The 18,220-nt window shown below is 71.7% G+C and carries 16 protein-coding genes; 7 read left to right on the top strand and 9 right to left on the bottom strand.

The features are described from left to right. Nucleotides 1-38: 38 nt before the first annotated feature. Nucleotides 39-821: a hypothetical protein gene (locus O7624_RS30620; protein ID WP_282238380.1), complete on the bottom strand. Its 783-nt coding sequence runs from the start codon at nt 819-821 to the stop codon at nt 39-41. Nucleotides 822-869: 48 nt separating this feature from the next. Next, nucleotides 870-2,555: a serine/threonine-protein kinase gene (locus O7624_RS30615; RefSeq protein ID WP_282238379.1), complete on the bottom strand. Its 1,686-nt coding sequence runs from the start codon at nt 2,553-2,555 to the stop codon at nt 870-872. A gap of 239 nt (nt 2,556-2,794) precedes the next feature. On the opposite strand from O7624_RS30615, the gene O7624_RS30610 reads away from it, so the two are divergent. Continuing rightward, nucleotides 2,795-4,369, top strand: coding sequence for an FMN-binding glutamate synthase family protein (locus tag O7624_RS30610; protein WP_282238378.1), 1,575 nt, complete (start codon nt 2,795-2,797; stop codon nt 4,367-4,369). A 122-nt stretch (nt 4,370-4,491) separates the two neighbouring features. On the opposite strand, the gene O7624_RS30605 is transcribed toward O7624_RS30610, so the two are convergent. Together O7624_RS30605 and O7624_RS30600 are read right to left on the bottom strand one after the other, a co-directional pair. After that, nucleotides 4,492-5,187, bottom strand: coding sequence for a hypothetical protein (locus tag O7624_RS30605; RefSeq protein ID WP_282238377.1), 696 nt, complete (start codon nt 5,185-5,187; stop codon nt 4,492-4,494). Nucleotides 5,188-5,348: 161 nt separating this feature from the next. Beyond that, entirely contained in the window at nt 5,349-6,107 is a 759-nt protein-coding gene (locus O7624_RS30600) for a hypothetical protein (protein WP_282238376.1), read from the bottom strand. 587 nt (nt 6,108-6,694) lie between these two features. Between O7624_RS30600 and O7624_RS30595 the strand changes: the two genes are divergently transcribed. The 3 genes from O7624_RS30595 to O7624_RS30585 are packed head-to-tail and all read left to right on the top strand — an operon-like array spanning nt 6,695 to nt 8,903. Then, entirely contained in the window at nt 6,695-7,411 is a 717-nt protein-coding gene (locus O7624_RS30595; RefSeq protein WP_282238375.1) for a GntR family transcriptional regulator, read from the top strand. Beyond that, complete coding sequence (locus O7624_RS30590; protein ID WP_282238374.1) at nt 7,408-8,235, top strand: sterol desaturase family protein; 828 nt, start codon at nt 7,408-7,410, stop codon at nt 8,233-8,235. Before O7624_RS30595 ends, O7624_RS30590 begins: the two co-directional genes overlap by 4 nt. Beyond that, nucleotides 8,232-8,903, top strand: coding sequence for a lysoplasmalogenase (locus tag O7624_RS30585; RefSeq protein ID WP_282238373.1), 672 nt, complete (start codon nt 8,232-8,234; stop codon nt 8,901-8,903). The genes O7624_RS30590 and O7624_RS30585 overlap by 4 nt, the downstream gene beginning before the upstream one ends. On the opposite strand, the gene O7624_RS30580 is transcribed toward O7624_RS30585, so the two are convergent. Together O7624_RS30580 and manD are read right to left on the bottom strand one after the other, a co-directional pair. Beyond that, nucleotides 8,900-10,729, bottom strand: coding sequence for an AMP-dependent synthetase/ligase (locus O7624_RS30580; RefSeq protein ID WP_282238372.1), 1,830 nt, complete (start codon nt 10,727-10,729; stop codon nt 8,900-8,902). The genes O7624_RS30585 and O7624_RS30580 overlap by 4 nt on opposite strands. Before the next feature lie 252 nt (nt 10,730-10,981). Beyond that, nucleotides 10,982-12,211: a D-mannonate dehydratase ManD gene (gene manD / locus O7624_RS30575; protein WP_093405656.1), complete on the bottom strand. Its 1,230-nt coding sequence runs from the start codon at nt 12,209-12,211 to the stop codon at nt 10,982-10,984. Nucleotides 12,212-12,445: 234 nt separating this feature from the next. Here manD and O7624_RS30570 point away from each other — a divergent pair, with 234 nt between their 5' ends. Next, on the top strand, nt 12,446-13,063 hold the full coding sequence (locus O7624_RS30570; protein ID WP_282238371.1) for a hypothetical protein: 618 nt from the start codon (nt 12,446-12,448) through the stop codon (nt 13,061-13,063). A gap of 45 nt (nt 13,064-13,108) precedes the next feature. Here the strand turns inward: O7624_RS30570 and sigJ are convergent, their stop codons facing one another. The 3 genes from sigJ to O7624_RS30555 form a co-directional block, all read right to left on the bottom strand. Then, complete coding sequence (gene sigJ, locus O7624_RS30565; protein ID WP_282238370.1) at nt 13,109-13,993, bottom strand: RNA polymerase sigma factor SigJ; 885 nt, start codon at nt 13,991-13,993, stop codon at nt 13,109-13,111. Between the two features lie 114 nt (nt 13,994-14,107). After that, nucleotides 14,108-15,067 carry a CehA/McbA family metallohydrolase gene (locus tag O7624_RS30560; protein WP_282238369.1) on the bottom strand — a complete coding sequence of 320 codons (960 nt, stop codon included), beginning with the start codon at nt 15,065-15,067 and terminating at the stop codon, nt 14,108-14,110. 155 nt (nt 15,068-15,222) lie between these two features. Further along, nucleotides 15,223-16,287, bottom strand: coding sequence for a cellulose binding domain-containing protein (locus O7624_RS30555; protein ID WP_348774972.1), 1,065 nt, complete (start codon nt 16,285-16,287; stop codon nt 15,223-15,225). 466 nt (nt 16,288-16,753) lie between these two features. Here O7624_RS30555 and O7624_RS30550 point away from each other — a divergent pair, with 466 nt between their 5' ends. Together O7624_RS30550 and O7624_RS30545 are read left to right on the top strand one after the other, a co-directional pair. Continuing rightward, nucleotides 16,754-17,767: a hypothetical protein gene (locus tag O7624_RS30550; RefSeq protein ID WP_282238368.1), complete on the top strand. Its 1,014-nt coding sequence runs from the start codon at nt 16,754-16,756 to the stop codon at nt 17,765-17,767. Then, complete coding sequence (locus O7624_RS30545; RefSeq protein ID WP_282238367.1) at nt 17,764-18,219, top strand: ABA4-like family protein; 456 nt, start codon at nt 17,764-17,766, stop codon at nt 18,217-18,219. The genes O7624_RS30550 and O7624_RS30545 overlap by 4 nt, the downstream gene beginning before the upstream one ends. Nucleotide 18,220: the final 1 nt, after the last annotated feature.

The raw sequence follows: 18,220 nt of genomic DNA, 5'->3' as shown, positions 1-18,220 counted from the left end.
CCAGCCGCAGACGCATCCCGACCACCGGCCCGTCGGAGTCAGCCTGGACAGGCGTAGCTGACCTCGGTCGCTGCCTGCGCCGGTGCCGGCGACACGATGTTCACCGTCGCGGTCTCCGTGGTGCTGCCGACCCCGGTGAACGACCAGCGCAACGTCAGCGTGACGCTACGCTGTCCCCGACCGACGCGCTCGGTGAGCAGAGCACCTGGCGCACTGCCGGTCCGCAGCCACTGATACTCGATCACGCCCGCGCGGCCGTTGGTCCGCACGGTGGCGACCACGTCGACGGTGACGTCGCAGCGTGCCTCGGCCGGTCGGGGCACGCTCGCGGTGACATCGGCGATCTCCAGCGGGCTGAGTCGCTGCCAGATCCACAACCCCACCGCGGTCAGCAGCGCAAGGCTCAGCAGCGCGGAGAGCACGGTGGTCAAGCGACGCCAGGGCGACGGCCGGCGCGGCGGCGCGGGTGCCGGCCAGGCCGGTGCCGCTGGCGGGGCGACCGGCACGCCGGGACCGAACCGCAGCTCGCCGCCGGGCCCGGCGGTGGGCGCGGGCAGGGCCGTGCCGCCGGTACGCGTACCGACCGTGACATTCGCGGCCATCGTGTCTCCCCCGGTCCCAGCCAGCGACAGCGTCGGCTCCGCACCGTCGAACGACAGCGTCGGCTCAGCAGCGTCGAGGGACAGCGTCGGCTCCGCACCGTCGAGCGACGGCTTAGGTGCGGTCACGGACGGTGGGTGTGCGGGCAGAGTGACGGTCGGCTCGGCCGGTACCCGTTGGGTGGGCAGGGCCTCCGTGGCGTCGTCGTCCGGCTGATTCACGCTGTCGTCTCCTGCGTTCGTCGCGGGCCTGGGTGCGGGGGCGGCTGGTCAGCCGGGCGTGCAGAAGGAGTAGAGCGTCACGTGCACCGTCGCACCGGTGGTGGTGTTACCGGCGGCATCGGTGGCCAGGACCGCGACCGGGATCCGCGTGGTCGCTCCGGGCCTGGGCAGGTCGCCGAGCACGCCCCGGAACTGGCCGCCACGCAGCTGAGCCATGTTCTGCTCGTAGGACCGCTTCTCGAGCGTGTAGCGCAGACGGACCCGCAGTTCACCCGAGTCGGTACGGTCGTCGGCGACGAGCGCGGTGACCGTGCTCGCGGTCGGCCCGAACGGGCAGCCCGCCGGATCAAGTTCGGTCGGACTCGCGGTGACCCGGTCAACGATGGGCGCGGTGGTGTCCGACGGCGGTGCGGGACTGGTGGACGACGTGGGCACCGGCGTCGCGGGCTGTGAGCCGCCCGGGGGACGCACCGACCGGCTCGGCTCGACCGTGGTGCCGCCCGTCGGGACGGTCCCCGTACCGGTCGGGGTGGGTGAAGCGGGGGTGCCGACCGTCGGCACGTCGGACGTCGGCGTCGGCTGCTGTGCGGCCGGAACTCCGACGGTCGGGACGGTCCCGGCGGTCAGATCCGTGCGGGCCTCGGTGGCCGCCGCCGCACCGACCGACGGTGGCTCGTCCTTCCCGGCGTAGCTGAGTCCGGCAACGCCGACCAGCATCGCCGCCACCAGGCCGGACCCGACCAGCGCCGCCCGGGACCGTCCGGTCCGCCGAGGTACGGATCCGTCGGCGGCCTCGCCCACCGATGTCGGCGCAGAGGTGCCGACCGCCGTGCTGGCCACGCTGATGCCGCCCCCGCTGCCGTCCGGGAACGGAAACAGCGCCGCCAGCAGCGCTGCCCGGCGAGCCAGCTCGCGCCACCCGCGTTCCTCCCAGTCGTCCCCGTAGGCACCGGCGGCTACCTCCTCCAGGCTGGCGAGGAAGACCTGCGCGGGCTGTGGACGGTCGTCGGGCCGCTTGGCCATCCCGTCGCGCAGCAGGCCGTGCACCGGGCGCGGCGCCCGATCGGTGGGGATCGGCGCCCGGATGTGCTGCCGGCGCAGCGTGGCCAGATCCCGCCCGTCGAACGGCGGGTGGCCGGTGAGGCATTCGAAGAAGGTGGCGGTGGCGGCGTAGATGTCGCAGGCCGGGCTGGCCGGCGCACCGGACCACTGCTCGGGAGCCATGTAGCGGGGGGTGCCGGTGACAGTGCCACCGGAGGCGGCACCGACCGGCATGGCGATGCCGAAGTCGGCGAGCTTGCTCGCGCCCTCGGCAGTCACCAGCACGTTCTCGGGTTTGTAGTCACGATGTACCACGCCGCGCGCGTGCGCCGCACCGAGCCCGGCCAGGGAACCCTTGAGCACGCAGAGCGCCGACTCCGGTGTGGTGGGGCCCTGCGCACGCAGCATCTGGCGCAGCGACACGCCGTTGACCAACTCCATCACGATCGCCGCCCCGCCGGGCGCCTCGACGTACTCGTAGAGGCGACAGATGTGCGGGTCGTCAATGTCGGCAAGCCGCCGCGCCTCGTCCCGGAAGTCGGCCCGCAACAGCTCGTCGTCGGGCCCGGTGGTCAGATACTTGATCGCCACCGCGGTGCCGGTGGCGTCGTGCACGGCGAGATCGACGCTGCCGGAGGCACCGGCACCGAGCCGACGGACCGGGGTGTAGCCGGAGACCTGCCAACCGTTCATGTCGCCACTATCCGTGCCACGCGCAAGTGAACGGTGCCGCTGAACACGCGATCATTATCGCCACCGCCGCCAGTGACGCCATCGGCCCGGCGGGTGCACCGACCCCACCGGGTGGCCAACTGGTGAGTCGTCCGGTGGGCACGGTCGGCGGCCTACCCGCTGCGCCTGGTGCCGCCGACCGGCGCTGAGCTGCACCGCCCCGACGTTTGACCGGGCTCGGCGACGGAAAGTGTGGCGGGATGAGATGGGCCCGTCACGCCGTACCCGCCGCCGTCACCGCCCTCGCCGCGCTCGCCGCCCGTGACCTGCTGCAACGCGAGCACGCGCTGAGGCGCAACTTCCCGCTGCTGGGTCGCGCCCGCTACCTGCTCGAATCGCTCGGGCCGGAGCTGCGGCAGTACATCGTGGCCGGCAACAACGAGGAACGTCCGTTCACCCGGGACCAACGCCGCTGGGTGTACGCGTCGGCGAAGCGGCAGAACAACTACTTCGGGTTCGGCACCGACAACGACATCGAGTACAGCCCGGGATATCCGGTCATCAAGCACCGCACCTTCGGTCGGGCGGTACCGCCGTCGACGCCGACTACCGGGCACGAGGTGCGGCTGCCGTCGGCGAAGGTGCTCGGAGGCGCGCGACGCCGCACCCACGCGTTCCGCCCCGCATCGGTGGTGACCATCTCCGGGATGAGCTTCGGCTCCCTGTCCGGCCCCGCTGTCGAGGCGTTGAACCGGGGCGCGGCGCTCGCCGGCTGCCTGCACAACACCGGCGAGGGCGGGCTGTCCCCGTATCACCGCAACGGCGGCGAGCTGATCCTGCAACTGGGTACCGCGTACTTCGGCTGCCGCGACGATCGGGGCCGGTTCGACCTGGCCCGGCTCAAGGACGTGGTCGCCGGCGCACCGGTGCGGGCGCTGGAGATCAAGCTCAGTCAGGGGGCCAAGCCCAGCCTGGGTGGCCTGCTGCCGGGGGCGAAGGTGTCGGCGGAGATCGCCGCGACCCGGGGAATCCCGGTCGGACGGGACTGTGTCAGCCCCTCGCGGCACGCGGAGTTCGCCGACTGCGACAGCCTGCTCGACTGGGTGGAACTCCTGGCCACCGAGACCGGTCTGCCGGTCGGTATCAAATCGGCCGTGGGCGACCTCGATTTCTGGACCGAGCTGGCCGACCTGATGCGCGACACCGGCCGAGGCGTCGACTTCGTCACCATCGACGGCGGCGAGGGCGGCACCGGGGCCGCGCCACTGATCTTCACCGACTCCGTGTCGCTGCCGTTCCAGCAGGGCTTCGCCCGGATCTATCCCATCTTCGCCGAACGTGACCTGCACGAGCAGGTCGTCTTCGTCGGCTCCGGCAAGCTCGGCCTGCCCGACAACGCGGTGGTCGCGTTCGCGCTCGGCTGCGACCTGGTGGCCGTGGGCCGGGAGGCGATGCTGGCGATCGGCTGCATCCAGGCGCAGAAGTGCCACACCGACACCTGCCCCACCGGAGTGGCCACCCAGAACGCCTGGCTGACCCGGGGGCTGGACCCGGCATCGAAGTCGGTCCGGGCGGCGCACTACCTCAAGACGCTGCGGCGGGACCTGATGAAGGTCGCCGAGGCGTGCGGGGTGGAGCATCCAGGGCTGATCGACACCGACGCCGTGGAGATACTCGGCGGGCGGACCAGCGCCACTCCGCTGCGCGAGGTGTACGGGTACCAACCTGGCTGGGGCCTACCGTCGGCGGCCGACCGCAAGGCGGTCGTGGAGCTGATGTCCACCGAGGCACCCCAGGGCGGCAGCGCTCCCCCGTCACCGACCGCCCAGCGTTGACGCCCGACGTTTCACACCAGCCGCCGACGGTGGTTTCGAGCCCCGCGCGGGTCGACCGGGGCCGACCCGCGCGCGTCCGGGTCGCCAAAGGACGGATCACGTTCGTGCCATCTCAGCACGGATCAGCGGCAGGCCCCTCCTCCGGCGTCGACCGTCATCACCGTCCTGGGCGGCGTCGCCTGTAGGGCGGGTGGTACCCGACGCGTCGGAACGGTCGAGTGACTGATCCGGACCGACGGGACCGGCCGCCAGAGCAGGTTGACGGTAGCGCCGCCGGGACCCGACAGACGTTGCCGGCCCCGGTAGCCGAGCCGGCGATAGAGACGCAGGTCGTCGTCGTGCACCTCCGCGTACGCGGGCAGGCCGAGGTTGTCCATGTACCGGTGGCTGCCGGCGAGGACGGCGGCGGCCTGACGAGCCCGGTCGGCGTCCGGGGGTGCGGCGAGGAACGCGAGGTGGTTGTGTGCCTCGGCGGGCCGCCGCGCGGCAAGGAGATGGTCGACGCGACGGAAGCGCACGGCGTGTTCGCCGCTGGCGTCGTCGAGTCGCTCGTCGTAGCGGGGTGGCGGCGGGATCGGGCGATAGCGGTGGAACCAGACGGTGGCGGCGGTCCCGTCCTTGAGCAGGAACGCGTCGCCGAACAGCAGGGCGTGCTCGGTCCAGATGCGGGCCACGGCGGCGATCACGGCGGCACGGCGCCGCTCATCGGGCACGAGCCACGCGCCGAGGGACGTGGGGACGATCGTGGCGGTGAGCAGGTCGACGATCCAGTCGACGTCGCACCATCGGGCACGGTTGACCGGCAGGGTGACGTGCATGGTTACTCCTGGTGAGGCATGAAGTCGGAAAAGTAGGTGATGGGCCGGTGCCAGGCAGTCACACGCCGGCAGGCCCGGGACGGTCGACGGTGTAGACCGCCGTCAGGTGTCGCGTCGCGCGGCCACGACCGACGTGGCGGCGCGGAGGTGGCAGCGAGCGGTCAGGCGGGCCGGCTGCGCGGGCGTGGCGAGCGGGAGGGGCGTCTCCGGGTACGCGCCAGCCGGGTCACCCGGCCGCTGACCGCTGGCGGCGACCAGCCGGCCACGGCCATGTCGACCGGGCCGCTGTGCGACGTCGGTGCCGACTCGGCGCCGCTGGTGCCGGGAGCCGGCGACGAGGGCGGCGGACCCGGCGTACGGTCGGCCTGCCCGTCCCGCTCGTGCAGTCCACCGTCGACGATCTCCTCGCCGCTGTGCGGCAGCGAAGCCGCCGGGTGGCCGGACCGGTGACGGATGACGTGGTGGACGGAGCCGATCTGCCGGGCGCTGTCCGCGCCGGCGTCGGCCCGGTCCGGCCTGGCCGGTAGCGCGGGTTCGGCTTCCGGTGCCGGTAGCATGGCGGGATCCGGATCGGGTCGGGGGGTCGGGTCCACCGGTGCCGGAGCGGGTTGGGGCAGCTCGACGACCGGATCCAGCACGTCGAGCACCGGCTCCAGCCCCACCACTACGGAGTCCAGCAGCGGCAACTCGGCATCCAGCAGCTCCACAAGGGCGGCGATGAGCGGCGCTGCGAGCGTCCCGGCCTCGGCGACCACGACGGCCACCTCGTCGCGTACCGCCTCGGGCAGTCGCGCCAGCGGCTCCGCCGATCGGCTGTGGGGCCGGCTCGCAGCTGGCGACCCGGCCGTCCGCTGCGCTGCCGGTGTCGCACCCGCCGGGTGGGCAGCGACCCGAGGTGCGCTCGGCCTCGGTCTCGACATGCTCGGGTCGGTCGACGGTGGCGCATACCCAGCCGGTGGCGCCGGGTCAGCCGGTGGCGCGGTGTCCTGCGGTGGTCGCCCACCGGCAGGTGGTGACGGCGGTTCCGCCGGCCTGGCGTCGGCGGGTGGTTCGGGCTCGTCGGGCGGAAGCGGTCGGGGCGGATCGGACCTGGGCGGTGGGGCCGGCGGCGATGGGGCCGGCGGCGGGGGCTCCGGGGCGGGCGGATCCGACGTGAGTGCCGGGGCGAGCAGACCTCGAACGAGGTCGCCGACGCGGGGCGTTGCTCCGCCCTGAGTGACGGCCGGCGGCTCCCCGGCGGCCCGGGCGGAATCGGCCGAGGCGACGTCGTAGGCGCACCATGCCGCCCCGGCGACCGCGGTCAGGAAACCGAGTCGTAGGACCGCGCGGGCGAGGCCACGCCGTCGTCTCGTCACCGGCGCCTCCCGTGCCCGACCGCCACCCGCTGCGAACGCACCCTAACTCACTGCGACAGCACGGTCACGAGCCACGGGCGTGTCGATCCGCCAGGTTCCCAACTGGTCCAACCAGTTGACGGGTTGATGTGCCCTGGGCCACACTGCCGGGCATGGCATTCGTCCCCGTCACCCGGGCCTCCGTCTCCGACCTGGTCTTCGGACAGTTGCGCGACGCCATCGTCAGTGGCACCTACCGCACCGACGACACGCTGCCCGGCGAACGGGAGCTGGCGACGACCTTCCAGGTGAACCGACATGCGGTCCGGGAGGCGCTGCGTCGGTTGCAGCAACTCGGCCTGGTCCGGATCAGCCAGGGCGGGGCCACCCGGGTGCTGGACTGGCGGGTGCACGCCGGTCTGGATCTCGCGCTGTCGCTGGTGCGCTCCGGCGACGTACTGCCGGTCGCCACCCTGGTCCGCGACATGATGGACATGCGGGCCTGCATCGGCGTCGACGCGGCCCGGCTCTGCGCCCGCCGGGCCGACGACGCGGCGCGGCGACGGATCGTCCGCGCGGTGGAGGAGTTCGCCGACCTCGCACCCGATCTGACCGCGATGGGTGAGGCCAACATCGCCGTCTGGCGGTTGATCCTGGACGGCTGCGGCAACACCGCGTACCTGCTGGCCTTCAACAGCCTGGTGGCCGGCGCCCTGGCGGTGGCCGAGGTGCCGCCCCAACGGCGCGCCACCGAACTGCTCGACGTCACCGGGCACCGCCGGCTGGCGTCGGCAATCGCCGACGGCCGGGACGTCGAGGCCGCCGAAGAGGCCCGATCGCTGCTCACCGCCGCGCTCACCGCCCCGACCAGAAAGGACAGCCGGGCATGATCCCCGCCGTGCTCTACGCCATCCCCGCGTTCCTCCTGCTCATCACCGTCGAGGCGCTGTCGTACCGGTTCGCGCCCGACGACGCCGAACGGGGTTACGAGGCCCGGGACACCACCACCAGCCTGACCATGGGGGCCGGCAGCCAGGTGATCGGCGTGCCGTGGAAGCTGCTCACGATCGGCCTGTACGCCGCCGCCTACACGATCTCGCCGTTCAGTCTCTCCCCCGGCGACTGGTGGGTCTGGGTGTTGTTGTTCTTCGCCGACGACTTCGCCTACTACTGGTTCCACCGGGCCCACCACGAGGTGCGACTGCTGTGGGCGGGACACGTGGTGCACCACTCCAGCGTGTTCTTCAACTTCTCCACCGCGCTGCGGCAGAGCTGGACACCGATGACCTCGCTGCCCTTCTGGCTGGGCCTGGCCCTGCTCGGCATTCCACCGTGGATGATCTTCCTTCAGCAGTCGATCAGCCTGCTCTACCAGTTCTTCCTGCACACCGAGCGGATCAACCTGCTGCCCCGACCGATCGAGTTGCTGTTCAACACCCCCTCACATCACCGGGTGCACCACGGCTCGAACGACGAGTACCTGGACCGCAACTACGGCGGCATTCTGATCATCTGGGATCGACTCTTCGGGACCTTCCAGGCTGAGGGCGACGCGGTCCGGTACGGCCTGACCAAGAACATCGGCACCTACAACCCGCTGCGGGTGGCGACCCACGAGTACGCGGCCATCTGGCGGGACCTGCGCACCGCCAGGTCCTGGCGGGAGCGGCTCGGGTACCTGCTGCGCCGCCCGGGCTGGCAGCCGGCCCGATGAACACCGCGACCGGCACCGGCCGGAGGCTGGTGGACACGCGGCTGCGGCGGCCGGACCGGGATGGGGTGTTGCTCTGGGCGTTCGCCGTCGTGGCGGCCGTCGAACTGGTCGCCGTCGCCACCGACGTGCTCGCGGTGCAGTGGTTGGCCAAGCCGCTGCTGGCGCCGCTGTTGCTGGCCTGGCTGTGGCGGGTCCGCGCGGCGAACGCCCCGATCGCGGTCGGCCTGCTGCTCGCCACCGCCGGAGACGTCGCGCTGCTGATGCCGTCGGACGCCGCGTTCCTGGTCGGGATGGGCTGTTTCCTCGGCACCCAGTTGGCGCTCGTCACCGCGTTCGTGGGTCACCGCCGGGCCCGACCGGCGGCGCTGGCCGGGTACCTGGCGCTGTGGGTGGTGGCGAACGCGCTGCTGTGGCCGCGGCTGGGCGAGCTGCGGCTGCCGGTGCTCGGGTACAGCCTGGCGCTGTGCCTGATGGCGGCGACCGCGACCGCGCTCGGTCTGCGGGTCGCGCTCGGCGGCGCGCTGTTCCTCTTCTCGGACCTGTTGATCGGCCTCGGTGCGGCCGGTACGACGGTGCCCGGACACAGCGTGCTGGTGATGGCGACCTACAGCGCCGCACTGTTCCTGATCAGCACCGGCTGGGCAGCGGCGAGCCGGCACCGACCCTAATGGCCCTGGTAGAGGGCGGCGACCTCGTCGGCGAAATGATCCTGCACCGCCTCCCGCTTGATCTTGAGCGTGGGGGTGAGTTCCCCGTCCACCTCGGTGAGATCCCGGTGCAGGATCCGGAAGGTCTTGACCTGTTCGGCCCGGGAGATGCTGCGGTTGGCCCGGTCGATCGCCATCTGGATCTCGCCACGTAACGCCGGATCGTCCCGCAACGCGGACACCGACGCCCCGGGGTGCCCGTGCTGCTCCCGCCAGCGCGTCCACGCCTGCGGGTCCACCGTCACCAGCGCGGCGACGTAGGGGCGACCGTCGGCGACCAGCATCACCTGACTGATCAGCGGATGCGCTCGGATCCGCTCCTCGATCGGCGCAGGCGCGATGTTCTTGCCGGCGGCCGTGACCATGATGTCCTTCGTCCGTCCGGTGATCCGCAGGAAGCCGCCGTCGTCGATCGTGCCGAGGTCGCCGGTACGCAGCCACCCGTCGTCGGTCAACGCCGCCCGGGTGGCCTCCGGGTTGTTCCAGTAGCCGCCGAACACCACCTCGCCCCGGGCGTGGATCTCGCCGTCGTCGGCGATGCGGATCCGTACCCCCGGCAGTGGTTTCCCGACCGTGCCGATCCGCATCGCCGTCGGCAGGTTCGCGGTAAGCGCGGGGGAGGTCTCGGTCAACCCGTACCCCTCCAGCACGGTGATTCCGGTGCCCCGGAAGAAGTGACCCAGCCGCTCCCCCAGCGGCGCGCCGCCCACGATGGCCATCCGGCACCGTCCGCCGAGTGCGGCGCGCAACCGGCGGTACGCGGCGAGGTCGAACACCAGGTGCGCCAGGCGGAGCAGCCTTCCGGGGCCACGTGACGTGTCCAGCGCGCGGCTGTACCGCACGGCCGCCCGCTCGGCGAGGCCGAAGAGCCATCCCCGGTGCGCGTCCTCGGCGGTGTGCCGGGCCTGGTCGTGCAGCTTCTCGAACATCCGGGGCACGGCGAGGATGAAGGTGGGCTTGAACCGGCGCAACTGGTCGAGCACCCCGGAGATGTCGGCGCTGTGCACCATGGTGGCGCGGTTGTGCACCATGCCGATCTGGATCAGTCGGGCGAAGGCGTGCGCCAGCGGCAGGAACAGCACAGTCGTCGCACCCGGATGCAGCAACTGGGGCAGCACCGCGGTGGCGTTGCCGATGTCGGCGGCGAGATTGCGGTGCGCCAGCACGCAGCCCTTCGGCGGGCCGGTGGTGCCGCTGGTGTAGACGATGGTGGCGATGTCGGCGCCGGTCACGGCGGCTCGACGCGCATCCACCTCGGTGGCGTCGATGGCGCGGCCCCGCGCCACCAGCTCGATGAGATCACCGGCGTCGATACGCCAGGTCTGCCGCAACTCGGGCAGCTCCGAACGCAGATCGGCCACGCTGAAGGCGTGGTCCGCGGTCTCCAGCACGCAGCCGACCGCACCGGAGTCGCCGAGCATCCAGCGGATCTGTTCCGGGCTGGAGGTGTCGTAGATCGGCACGGTCACCGCGCCGATCGACCAGAGCGCATAGTCCACGAGCGTCCACTCGTACCGGGTGCGGCTGAGCAACCCGACCCGGTCGCCGTGCGCGACCCCGGCAGCGACGAAACCGCGGGCCACCGCGACCACGTCATCGCGGAACTGCCGGCAGGTCACCGGCAGGGCGCCGCCCCGCCCGGAGCGGCGCACCGGCCACGACCGGGGATCCGGGTCGGGCCGGACGAACTGCACCGCGTCCGGGTCCTCGGCCGCGTTGCGCCACACCTGCTCCGCCAGGGTGGTGTCCTCGCCGCTGACGATCGGCTCGACCGCTGTCTCCCGCATGCCCGCTCACCTGCCGTCGCGTCACCCAGCCAAGGCCACCCGAACAGATGCTGAACTCCCCCCACGCGCCGCGCCCTGAGAACCCCCGAATCCACCCCGCGCCATCCCACCTCGTGCTACCCCCGACACCCCCACCCCACCGCCGCCCCCACCCCACTTCGTCGATCTTGCAGTTCCGGTCGGCGAAACAACCCTTTCGTGGCTTTCGCGGGGACAAAAAGTGCAAGATCGACGAGAGCTGGGCGGGGGCGGTCACCAGTCATGGACGGTGCCGTCCTGGAGCCGGTTGAACGGCAGGTACGCCGGTTGGTACGGGAACCGGGCGGCGGCCTCCTCGTCCAGTTCGACGCCGAGACCCGGCTGCTCACCCGGGTGCAGGTAGCCGTCGGTGAAGGTGAACGACTGGCGGAACACCTCGTCGGTGAGGGCGCCGTGCCGCATGTACTCCTGGATGCCGAAGTTGTGGATGGCCAGGTCAAGGTGGAGCGCGGCGGCCATGCCGACCGGCGAGATGTCGGTCGGCCCGTGGATGCCGGACTTGATCTGGTACTGCGCGGCGAAGTCGAGCAGCTTGCGCATCGCGGTGATGCCGCCGGTGTGGGTGACCGCGGAACGCACGTAGTCGATCAACTGTTCCCGGATCAGGGTCTGGTAGTCCCAGACGGTGTTGAACACCTCGCCGATCGCCAGCGGGGTGATGGTGTGCTGACGGACCAGTCGCAGCGCGTCCTGGTTCTCCGCCGGGGTGCAGTCCTCCAGCCAGAACAGGTCGTACGGTTCCAGGGCCTTGCCTAGCCTCGCGGCCTGGATCGGGGTCATCCGGTGATGCCCGTCGTGCAGCAGCGGCAGTTCGGGCCCGAACTCGTTGCGGACCGCCTCGAAGACGCCGGGCAGGTGGCGCAGGTACGCCCGGGTGTCCCAGTCCTCCTCGGCCGGCAACGGGGTGCGCTGCGCCGGCTCGTAGTCGTAGCGCTTACCGTCGGCGCTGGGCTGGGTGGCCACCCCGTACACGGCGTTGATGCCGGGCACCGAGGTCTGCACCCGGATGGACCGGAAGCCGAGGTCGAGGTGGGCCCGGATGGAGTCGAACAGCTCCGGCAGGTCCCGCCCGGAGGCATGGCCGTACGCCATGATGCCGGTGCGGGACGCGCCGCCGAGCAGCTGGTAGAGCGGCATCCCCGCGGCCTTGGCCTTGATGTCCCAGAGCGCGACGTCAACCGCGGCGATGGCCGCCATGGTGACCGGCCCGCGCCGCCAGTACGCCGAGCGGTACAGGAACTGCCAGGTGTCCTCGATACGGTGCGCGTCGCGCCCGAGCAGCAACGGCACGACGTGGTCGCGCAGGTACGAGGCGACGGAGAGTTCGCGCCCGTTGAGCGTGCCGTCACCGAGGCCGGTGATGCCGTCCTCTGTGGTGATCCTCAGGGTGACGAAGTTGCGATCCGGGCTGGTGACGATGACGTCGGCGGCCACGATCTTCACGAGGGGTGCCTTTCCCGCGGGCCGTTGAACCCGGCGGCGGCACCGGCGGCGAGTCGGGGGAACCCGCGTTGAGCTCGACGTTGTACTGGCCCGAGATGCTAGGCCACAACGCCACCGCGCCGCCATCCGCGGCCGGGAACCTCCCTCGGCCGACCGCCTGCCCGATGTGGCCCAGCGCCATCCCTTCCACCCGGCACGCCGGCTCCCGTCCGGGTGGTGCGTACGATGCGGCACATGGCGTTGTTGCACCGAGCGGACATCCGTCCCACCAAGCTGGAACTGTTGGCGGCCTGGCTGCCGACCCGCGACTGGTACGAAGGCGGCGTCGACGTGAGACGCGTGGCCGGGTACCGGTTCGACGACCCGGCCGGGCAGGTGGGCATCGAGACGCTACTCGTCGCCGGCGGCGACGGGCCGGTGCACCAGGTGCCGTTGACCTACCGTGGGGCGCCGCTGGATGGTGCCGACGAGTGGCTGGTGGGCACCACCGAGCACTCGGTGCTGGGTCGGCGCTGGGTCTACGACGCGGTCGGCGACCCGGTGTACGCGGCGGCTCTGGCCGAGGCCGTCCTGGCCGGCACGGGACAGGCCGAGGAGTACTTCGAGGTTGACGGCCGGCGCGAGGTACGCCCGCCCAGCATGGCCATCACCAGCGACGCTCCCGCCGTCGCCGTGCCTGCGGTCGGCGCGGTGCTCCGGGTGGTCGACGGCGACCCGACGCTCATCGTCACCGACACCGTGGAACTGGGGGTGATCCGCCGCCCCGGATCCACCGCCGCCCCCGCCGGTGCCACCTTGACCGGCAGCTGGGACGACGTCCGGCTCTCGCTGGCGTACGCCGCGCCGCGCTGAACCGGCACGGACGCCGCGACGGCCCCGCGCCGCGCCATGTGCGCGTCAGTCGGTGAAGGCGGACAGGTCGAACCGGGTCAGGCGGTCCGGGTCGGCGATCACGTCGATCTCGGCGATGCGGCCGTCGCGGATGCTGAACGCCATCACCGACAGTGGGCGGCCCGTCGCCATGACGACCACCCCGGCGGCACCGTTGATCAACGCGGGCCGCGCGAACGGCGAGAATCGTCCGAACGTCGTGGCCTGGGCGGCCACCGCCGGAGCGCTGGTGATCACGGTGGTGTGGCGGGTGCGGGTGGTGCCGCCGTCGGCACGAAGCACCACGTCCGGGTGCAGCACGGCGACGAGTCCCTCGAGGTCACCGTCCCGGGCTGTGGCGAGGAACGCGTCGACCAGCGCGCGCTGCCGGGCGAGGTCACGGTCGGTCGGCGGGGCCTGTCCGCGTACCCGACGGCGGGCTCGGCTGGCCAGCTGCCGTGCGGTGGCCGGCGACCTGTCGATCATCGGGGCGATCTCGTCGAAGGGCACCCCGAACATGTCGTGCAGCACGAACGTGAGACGTTCGGCGGGCGTCAGCGTGTCGAGCACCACCAACAGCGCCAGCCCCACCGAGTCGGCCAGCATGGCGGCCTGCTCGGGATCGTCGGGTCCGGCGGGCGTGATCACCGGGTCCGGCACCCGGACGTCCCACGGCTCCTCGCGCCGCCGCTGCCGGCTGCGCAGGATGTTCAGGCACACGCGGGAGACCACAGTGGTCAGCCAGGCGGCGAGGTTGTCCACCTCGTCGTGGTCGGCGCGGGAGAGCCGTAGCCACGTCTCCTGCACGGCGTCATCCGCCTCGCCGAGCGATCCGAGCATCCGGTAGGCCACCGAATGCAGGTACGGCCGTTGCTGCTCGAACCGCTCGGCCAACCAGGCGGACTCGCCCACGCCACTCCCCTTCCTGAAGGTTCACCCACCCGACCCCGGCCGGAGCCTGAATGTGACGAGCACCGGTCTGGATGTGCCGAGGGTGCCAGCGCCCGGCGGGACGGGTGCCGCCGGTCAGGCCAGGATGACGGGGTTGGTCAGGGCCGCCATCCGCCGATCCGGGTGGCGTACCTCGGCCCGGACGAAGCCGCCCTCCCGCGCGGCGGTGCGCCAGCGGACCGTGCCCGTCCCGTCGGCGGGAAGTCGCTCGCGGAGCACGGTGCCGCGTTCGGTGTGCAGACCGACGACGCCGGACGGCACCCCGGACACCCGCAACCGCACCTCGATCGGCTCGCCGCCGGAGTCCAGGCGTTCACCGACACCGACCACGCGATCACCGCTCGCGGCGGTGAACGCCAGGTCGACGGCGGCGGAGCCGGCGATCCAGCTCCGGCCGGTCCGCAGGCCGGCGAGGACCGCGTCGACGCCCAGTTCCTCGGCGAAGACCACGGTGTGCGGGGTGCCGAGCTGACCGGCGAGGTGAGTGTCGCTGTTGCCGACCGCCGGCCACCACCGTCCCCGATGGATGTCGTGGCCGAGGTTGCGTCCCCACTCGGCCAGCGCCGCCTCGTTGTCCGCGTTCCACGGCAGGTCCGAGCGCCACTGTCCGTTCCACACCTCCACCGCGTCGAAGCACCGGTACGGATAGGCCAACGTCCCCGACTCGTACGGCGCGTACGGGTGGGCGGCCACGCAGATCCCGCCCCCTCGGCGTACCCGGGCCAGTTGCCGGTCGATGGCGTCGTCGCGGACCCCGTACCGCCACTCGACCGGATGCCCGGGGTCGAGGCCGAGGGCGAGCCAGTGACCGGTGTGAGTGGTGACCTCCTGTCCGAGGATGACCAGCAGGTCATCGCCCGCGTACCGGCTCCACTCATCGTGCCCGGCCGTGGTGTTGTGCTCGGTGGTGGCGACGAAGTCCAGCCCGATCTCGCGGGCGGCGGCGGCGAGCTGCCCCGGGGTGAGTTCGCCGCCGGCGGAGAGCGTCGTGTGCAGGTGGACGTCGCCCCGATACCAGCCGGGCTTCGAGCACACCGGCTCGCTCTTTCCCCGTGAGGCCGACGTGCGTGGCCAGCTCAGCTGATCGGGGTGGTGCACCACTGGGGCAGACTACCGCCGGTCCCGGCACCCGCTGCCGCCCGGTACGCGGCGGCAGCGGGTGCCGTAACGGATCGGACCACCTCCGCGCGCTATGTGGCGGAGCAAACCGGGGCCAGGTCCGCCCCTGACCCGGTGCCCTGGAAACCGAACTCAGTCGACTGACCAGCGGCCACGGAGCCGTTGTAGCTGACATTGGCGAACTGGACCGTTCCGGTGTTGCCACTGCGGTTGGCGTTCCACGCGTTGGTGACGGTGGCGCCGGACGGCAGGGCGACGGTCACCGTCCAACCATCGATCGACGATCCCGTCGGGGTCACCCGGATCGTGGCTACAAAACCACCGTTCCACTGGTTCAGCGACACCGACGCGGTGCAACCCGCCGCCGGCGGCGGAGTGGTGGGCGGCGCGGTCGTCGGAGGCGCGGTCGTCGGAGGAGCGGTCGTCGGAGGCGGAGTGTCGCCGCCGATCGCACCCGGGACCGCCCGCAGGGCGTCGTACCAGACGGCGGCCATCTTGCTGTAGCCACGAGCGTTGGGGTGTACGCCGTCCGCCAGGTCCGCCAGCGTCAACGCGTTGTACATGTCCACCAGGTGCACGCGACGCCCGGCGTCAACCTTGCTCTGCACGATTCCGGGTATCGCCGCGTTGAACGTGCGCACCTGACTGTCCGCTCCGGACAGCGGCACGATGGTGGCGACGAACACATCGGCCGCCGGCGCGGTGGCGGTGATCTTGTCGATCAGCGTGGACAGCCGGGACGGTGCGCCGGACGAGTTGCCGAACATGTCGTTGGTCCCGATGTGCAGCATCACCGTGCGGGGTGTGGTGGCCCGCAGCCAATTGACCACGTTGGCGTCGATCTGCGCGATAGTCCACCCCGAGTGGCCCTCGTGGTTGCGGTCACCCAGACTGCTCGGGCCGTTGGACATGGAGCCGACGAAGTCGACCTGATGGCCGCCGGCCACCAGCTTCTGCCAGAGGTCGATCCGGTAACCGCCGGGCACATTGAACCCGTCGGTGATCGAGTCGCCGAGCGGCATCACCCGTACTGCGGCGTCGGCTGCGGCGTTGGTCGGGCTGGTGGCGATGGCCGTGGTGGCCACGACGGCGGCAAGGGCGGCGAAGATCGCCGACACTTTCAATCTCCGTAGCATGGGCACATTCCCCGATCTGATCCGTTGCGGTTGGTCGAGTCGCCACGGCCGTTGGCGCGTCATGCGTGGTGACGATGGCTGCGGAGGACGGTCGTGCCCACGATCCATCCACTGACGGTGCCACGAATGCGCTCACGGCGGAGGCCGACCATCGCGCTGGCCGGACGGACCGGTCGACACGCCGAGATGCGTCGCGCCCGAACGCAGCCAATCCATGCGCTCGGAGCTGCCCGAACTCCCATAGGGAGGCTAGCCGAAGGACCTCTGCACGGACAAGATCCGACCAGCTCTTCCCCCACAATGCAGTGACAGACGCCGATCGACTGCCGCTCGGTCGGTAGGGCCTGCGACAGGACGCCCACCGGCGACCCCCTACCCAGGGAGGAGGTGGAGGTCCGCCCAGTGGCCACAGCTGAGGCTCCTGGTCGGGCGCGGCGGGCAGTCGCTCGAACCAGCATCTACAGACATGACTGACAACCTGTCGCGGCGGGCGTACCGGCACCGCCCCCTGATGGTCTTCGTCTCGGCGATGGCGGTGCTCGCCGTCGTCTGTGCGGTCGGCGTCGTGGCCGACCAGCGGGTCCTGACCGGCGTGCCGATCTGGCTCAAGCCGTTCAAGTTCTCGGTGTCGTTCGTCCTGTACGGCGGCACCCTGGTCTGGCTGCTCTCCCTGCTACGTCGCCGTAGCCGGGTCGCGGAGTGGGCGGTGACCGTGATGGTCGCCATGGGTGTGGTGGAGATGTGCATCATCGTCGGACAGGTGCTCCGCGGCACCACCAGCCACTACAACGAGACCAGCCCGGTCAACGCTTTGCTGTGGCAGCTGATGGGTGCAGCGATCATGGTGCTGTTCGTCGCGCACGTCGTCGTCGGTGTCGCGGTGCTACGGCAGCCGATCGCCGGCCGCGCCGGCCGCTACGCGATCGGTCTGGGGCTCGGGCTGGCGGCACTCGGCATGCTGGTGGCGGTACCGATGACCCTGCCGGATCAGGCTTCGGTGATCGAGGGCGTCGCCGGGGCGCACAGTGTGGGCGTGCCCGACGGCGGGCCGGGGCTGCCGCTGGTCGGCTGGAGCACGACCGGTGGGGATCTGCGGATCGGGCACTTCGTGGGGCTGCACGGAATGCAGGTGTTGCCGGTCCTGGCTCTGCTGCTGAGCCGGTTCACCGGTGGTGCGTTGGACGAGCGCACCCGGGCACGGTTGCTGCTCGTCGTAGGCGCCGGTTACGGTGCGGCGACCGTACTGCTGACCTGGCAGGCGCTGCGCGGGCAGCCGCTGCTCCGGCCGGACACGCTCACCCTGGCCGCTGCGGCGGCGCTGGCGGTGGCGACCGTAGCCGCTGCCGGCGCGGTGCTGGCCCGACACCGGTTTTCGGCGACCACAGTCGAACATCGGCCGGCGGGTCCGGGTGAGCGGCGGGCGGCGGGTCCGCGCGACGGGCGGGTCGCGGGTGACGAGCGGACGGAGGTGACCGTGTGAGCGCCACGTTGTTCTCCTTGACCTTCGCGGTGGCGGCACCCTTCTGGGCGCTGATGATCCTGCTGCCGAACTGGACGATGACCCACCGGATCATCCGATCACCGCTGATCGTGGTGCCGGTCGTGGCGATCTACGCGATCCTGGTGGTCCCGGCGTTCGCAGAGGTCCTGCCGGCGGTGATCGACCCCACCCTCGACGGCGTACGGGAGTTGTTGGGCACTGCCGACGGTGCCGCGGCGGCCTGGGCACACTTCGTCGCCTTCGACCTGTTCGTGGGCCGCTGGGCCTGGCTCGACAGCCGGGAACGGGCAGTTCCACCGCTGGTGATGGCGCCGGTGCTGCTGCTGACGATCCTGCTGGGCCCGATCGGTCTGGCCGCCTATCTGGTCGTACGCACCCGATGGGCTGACCCGACGACCGCTGCCGGCCCCGACGAGCACCGCCTAGGCTGAG

This window comes from Verrucosispora sp. WMMD1129 (assembly GCF_029581255.1).
Taxonomy (GTDB): domain Bacteria; phylum Actinomycetota; class Actinomycetes; order Mycobacteriales; family Micromonosporaceae; genus Micromonospora; species Micromonospora sediminimaris.
The sequence above is the reverse complement of the archived record's forward strand: the minus strand, read 5'-3'. Positions and strand labels throughout refer to the sequence as shown.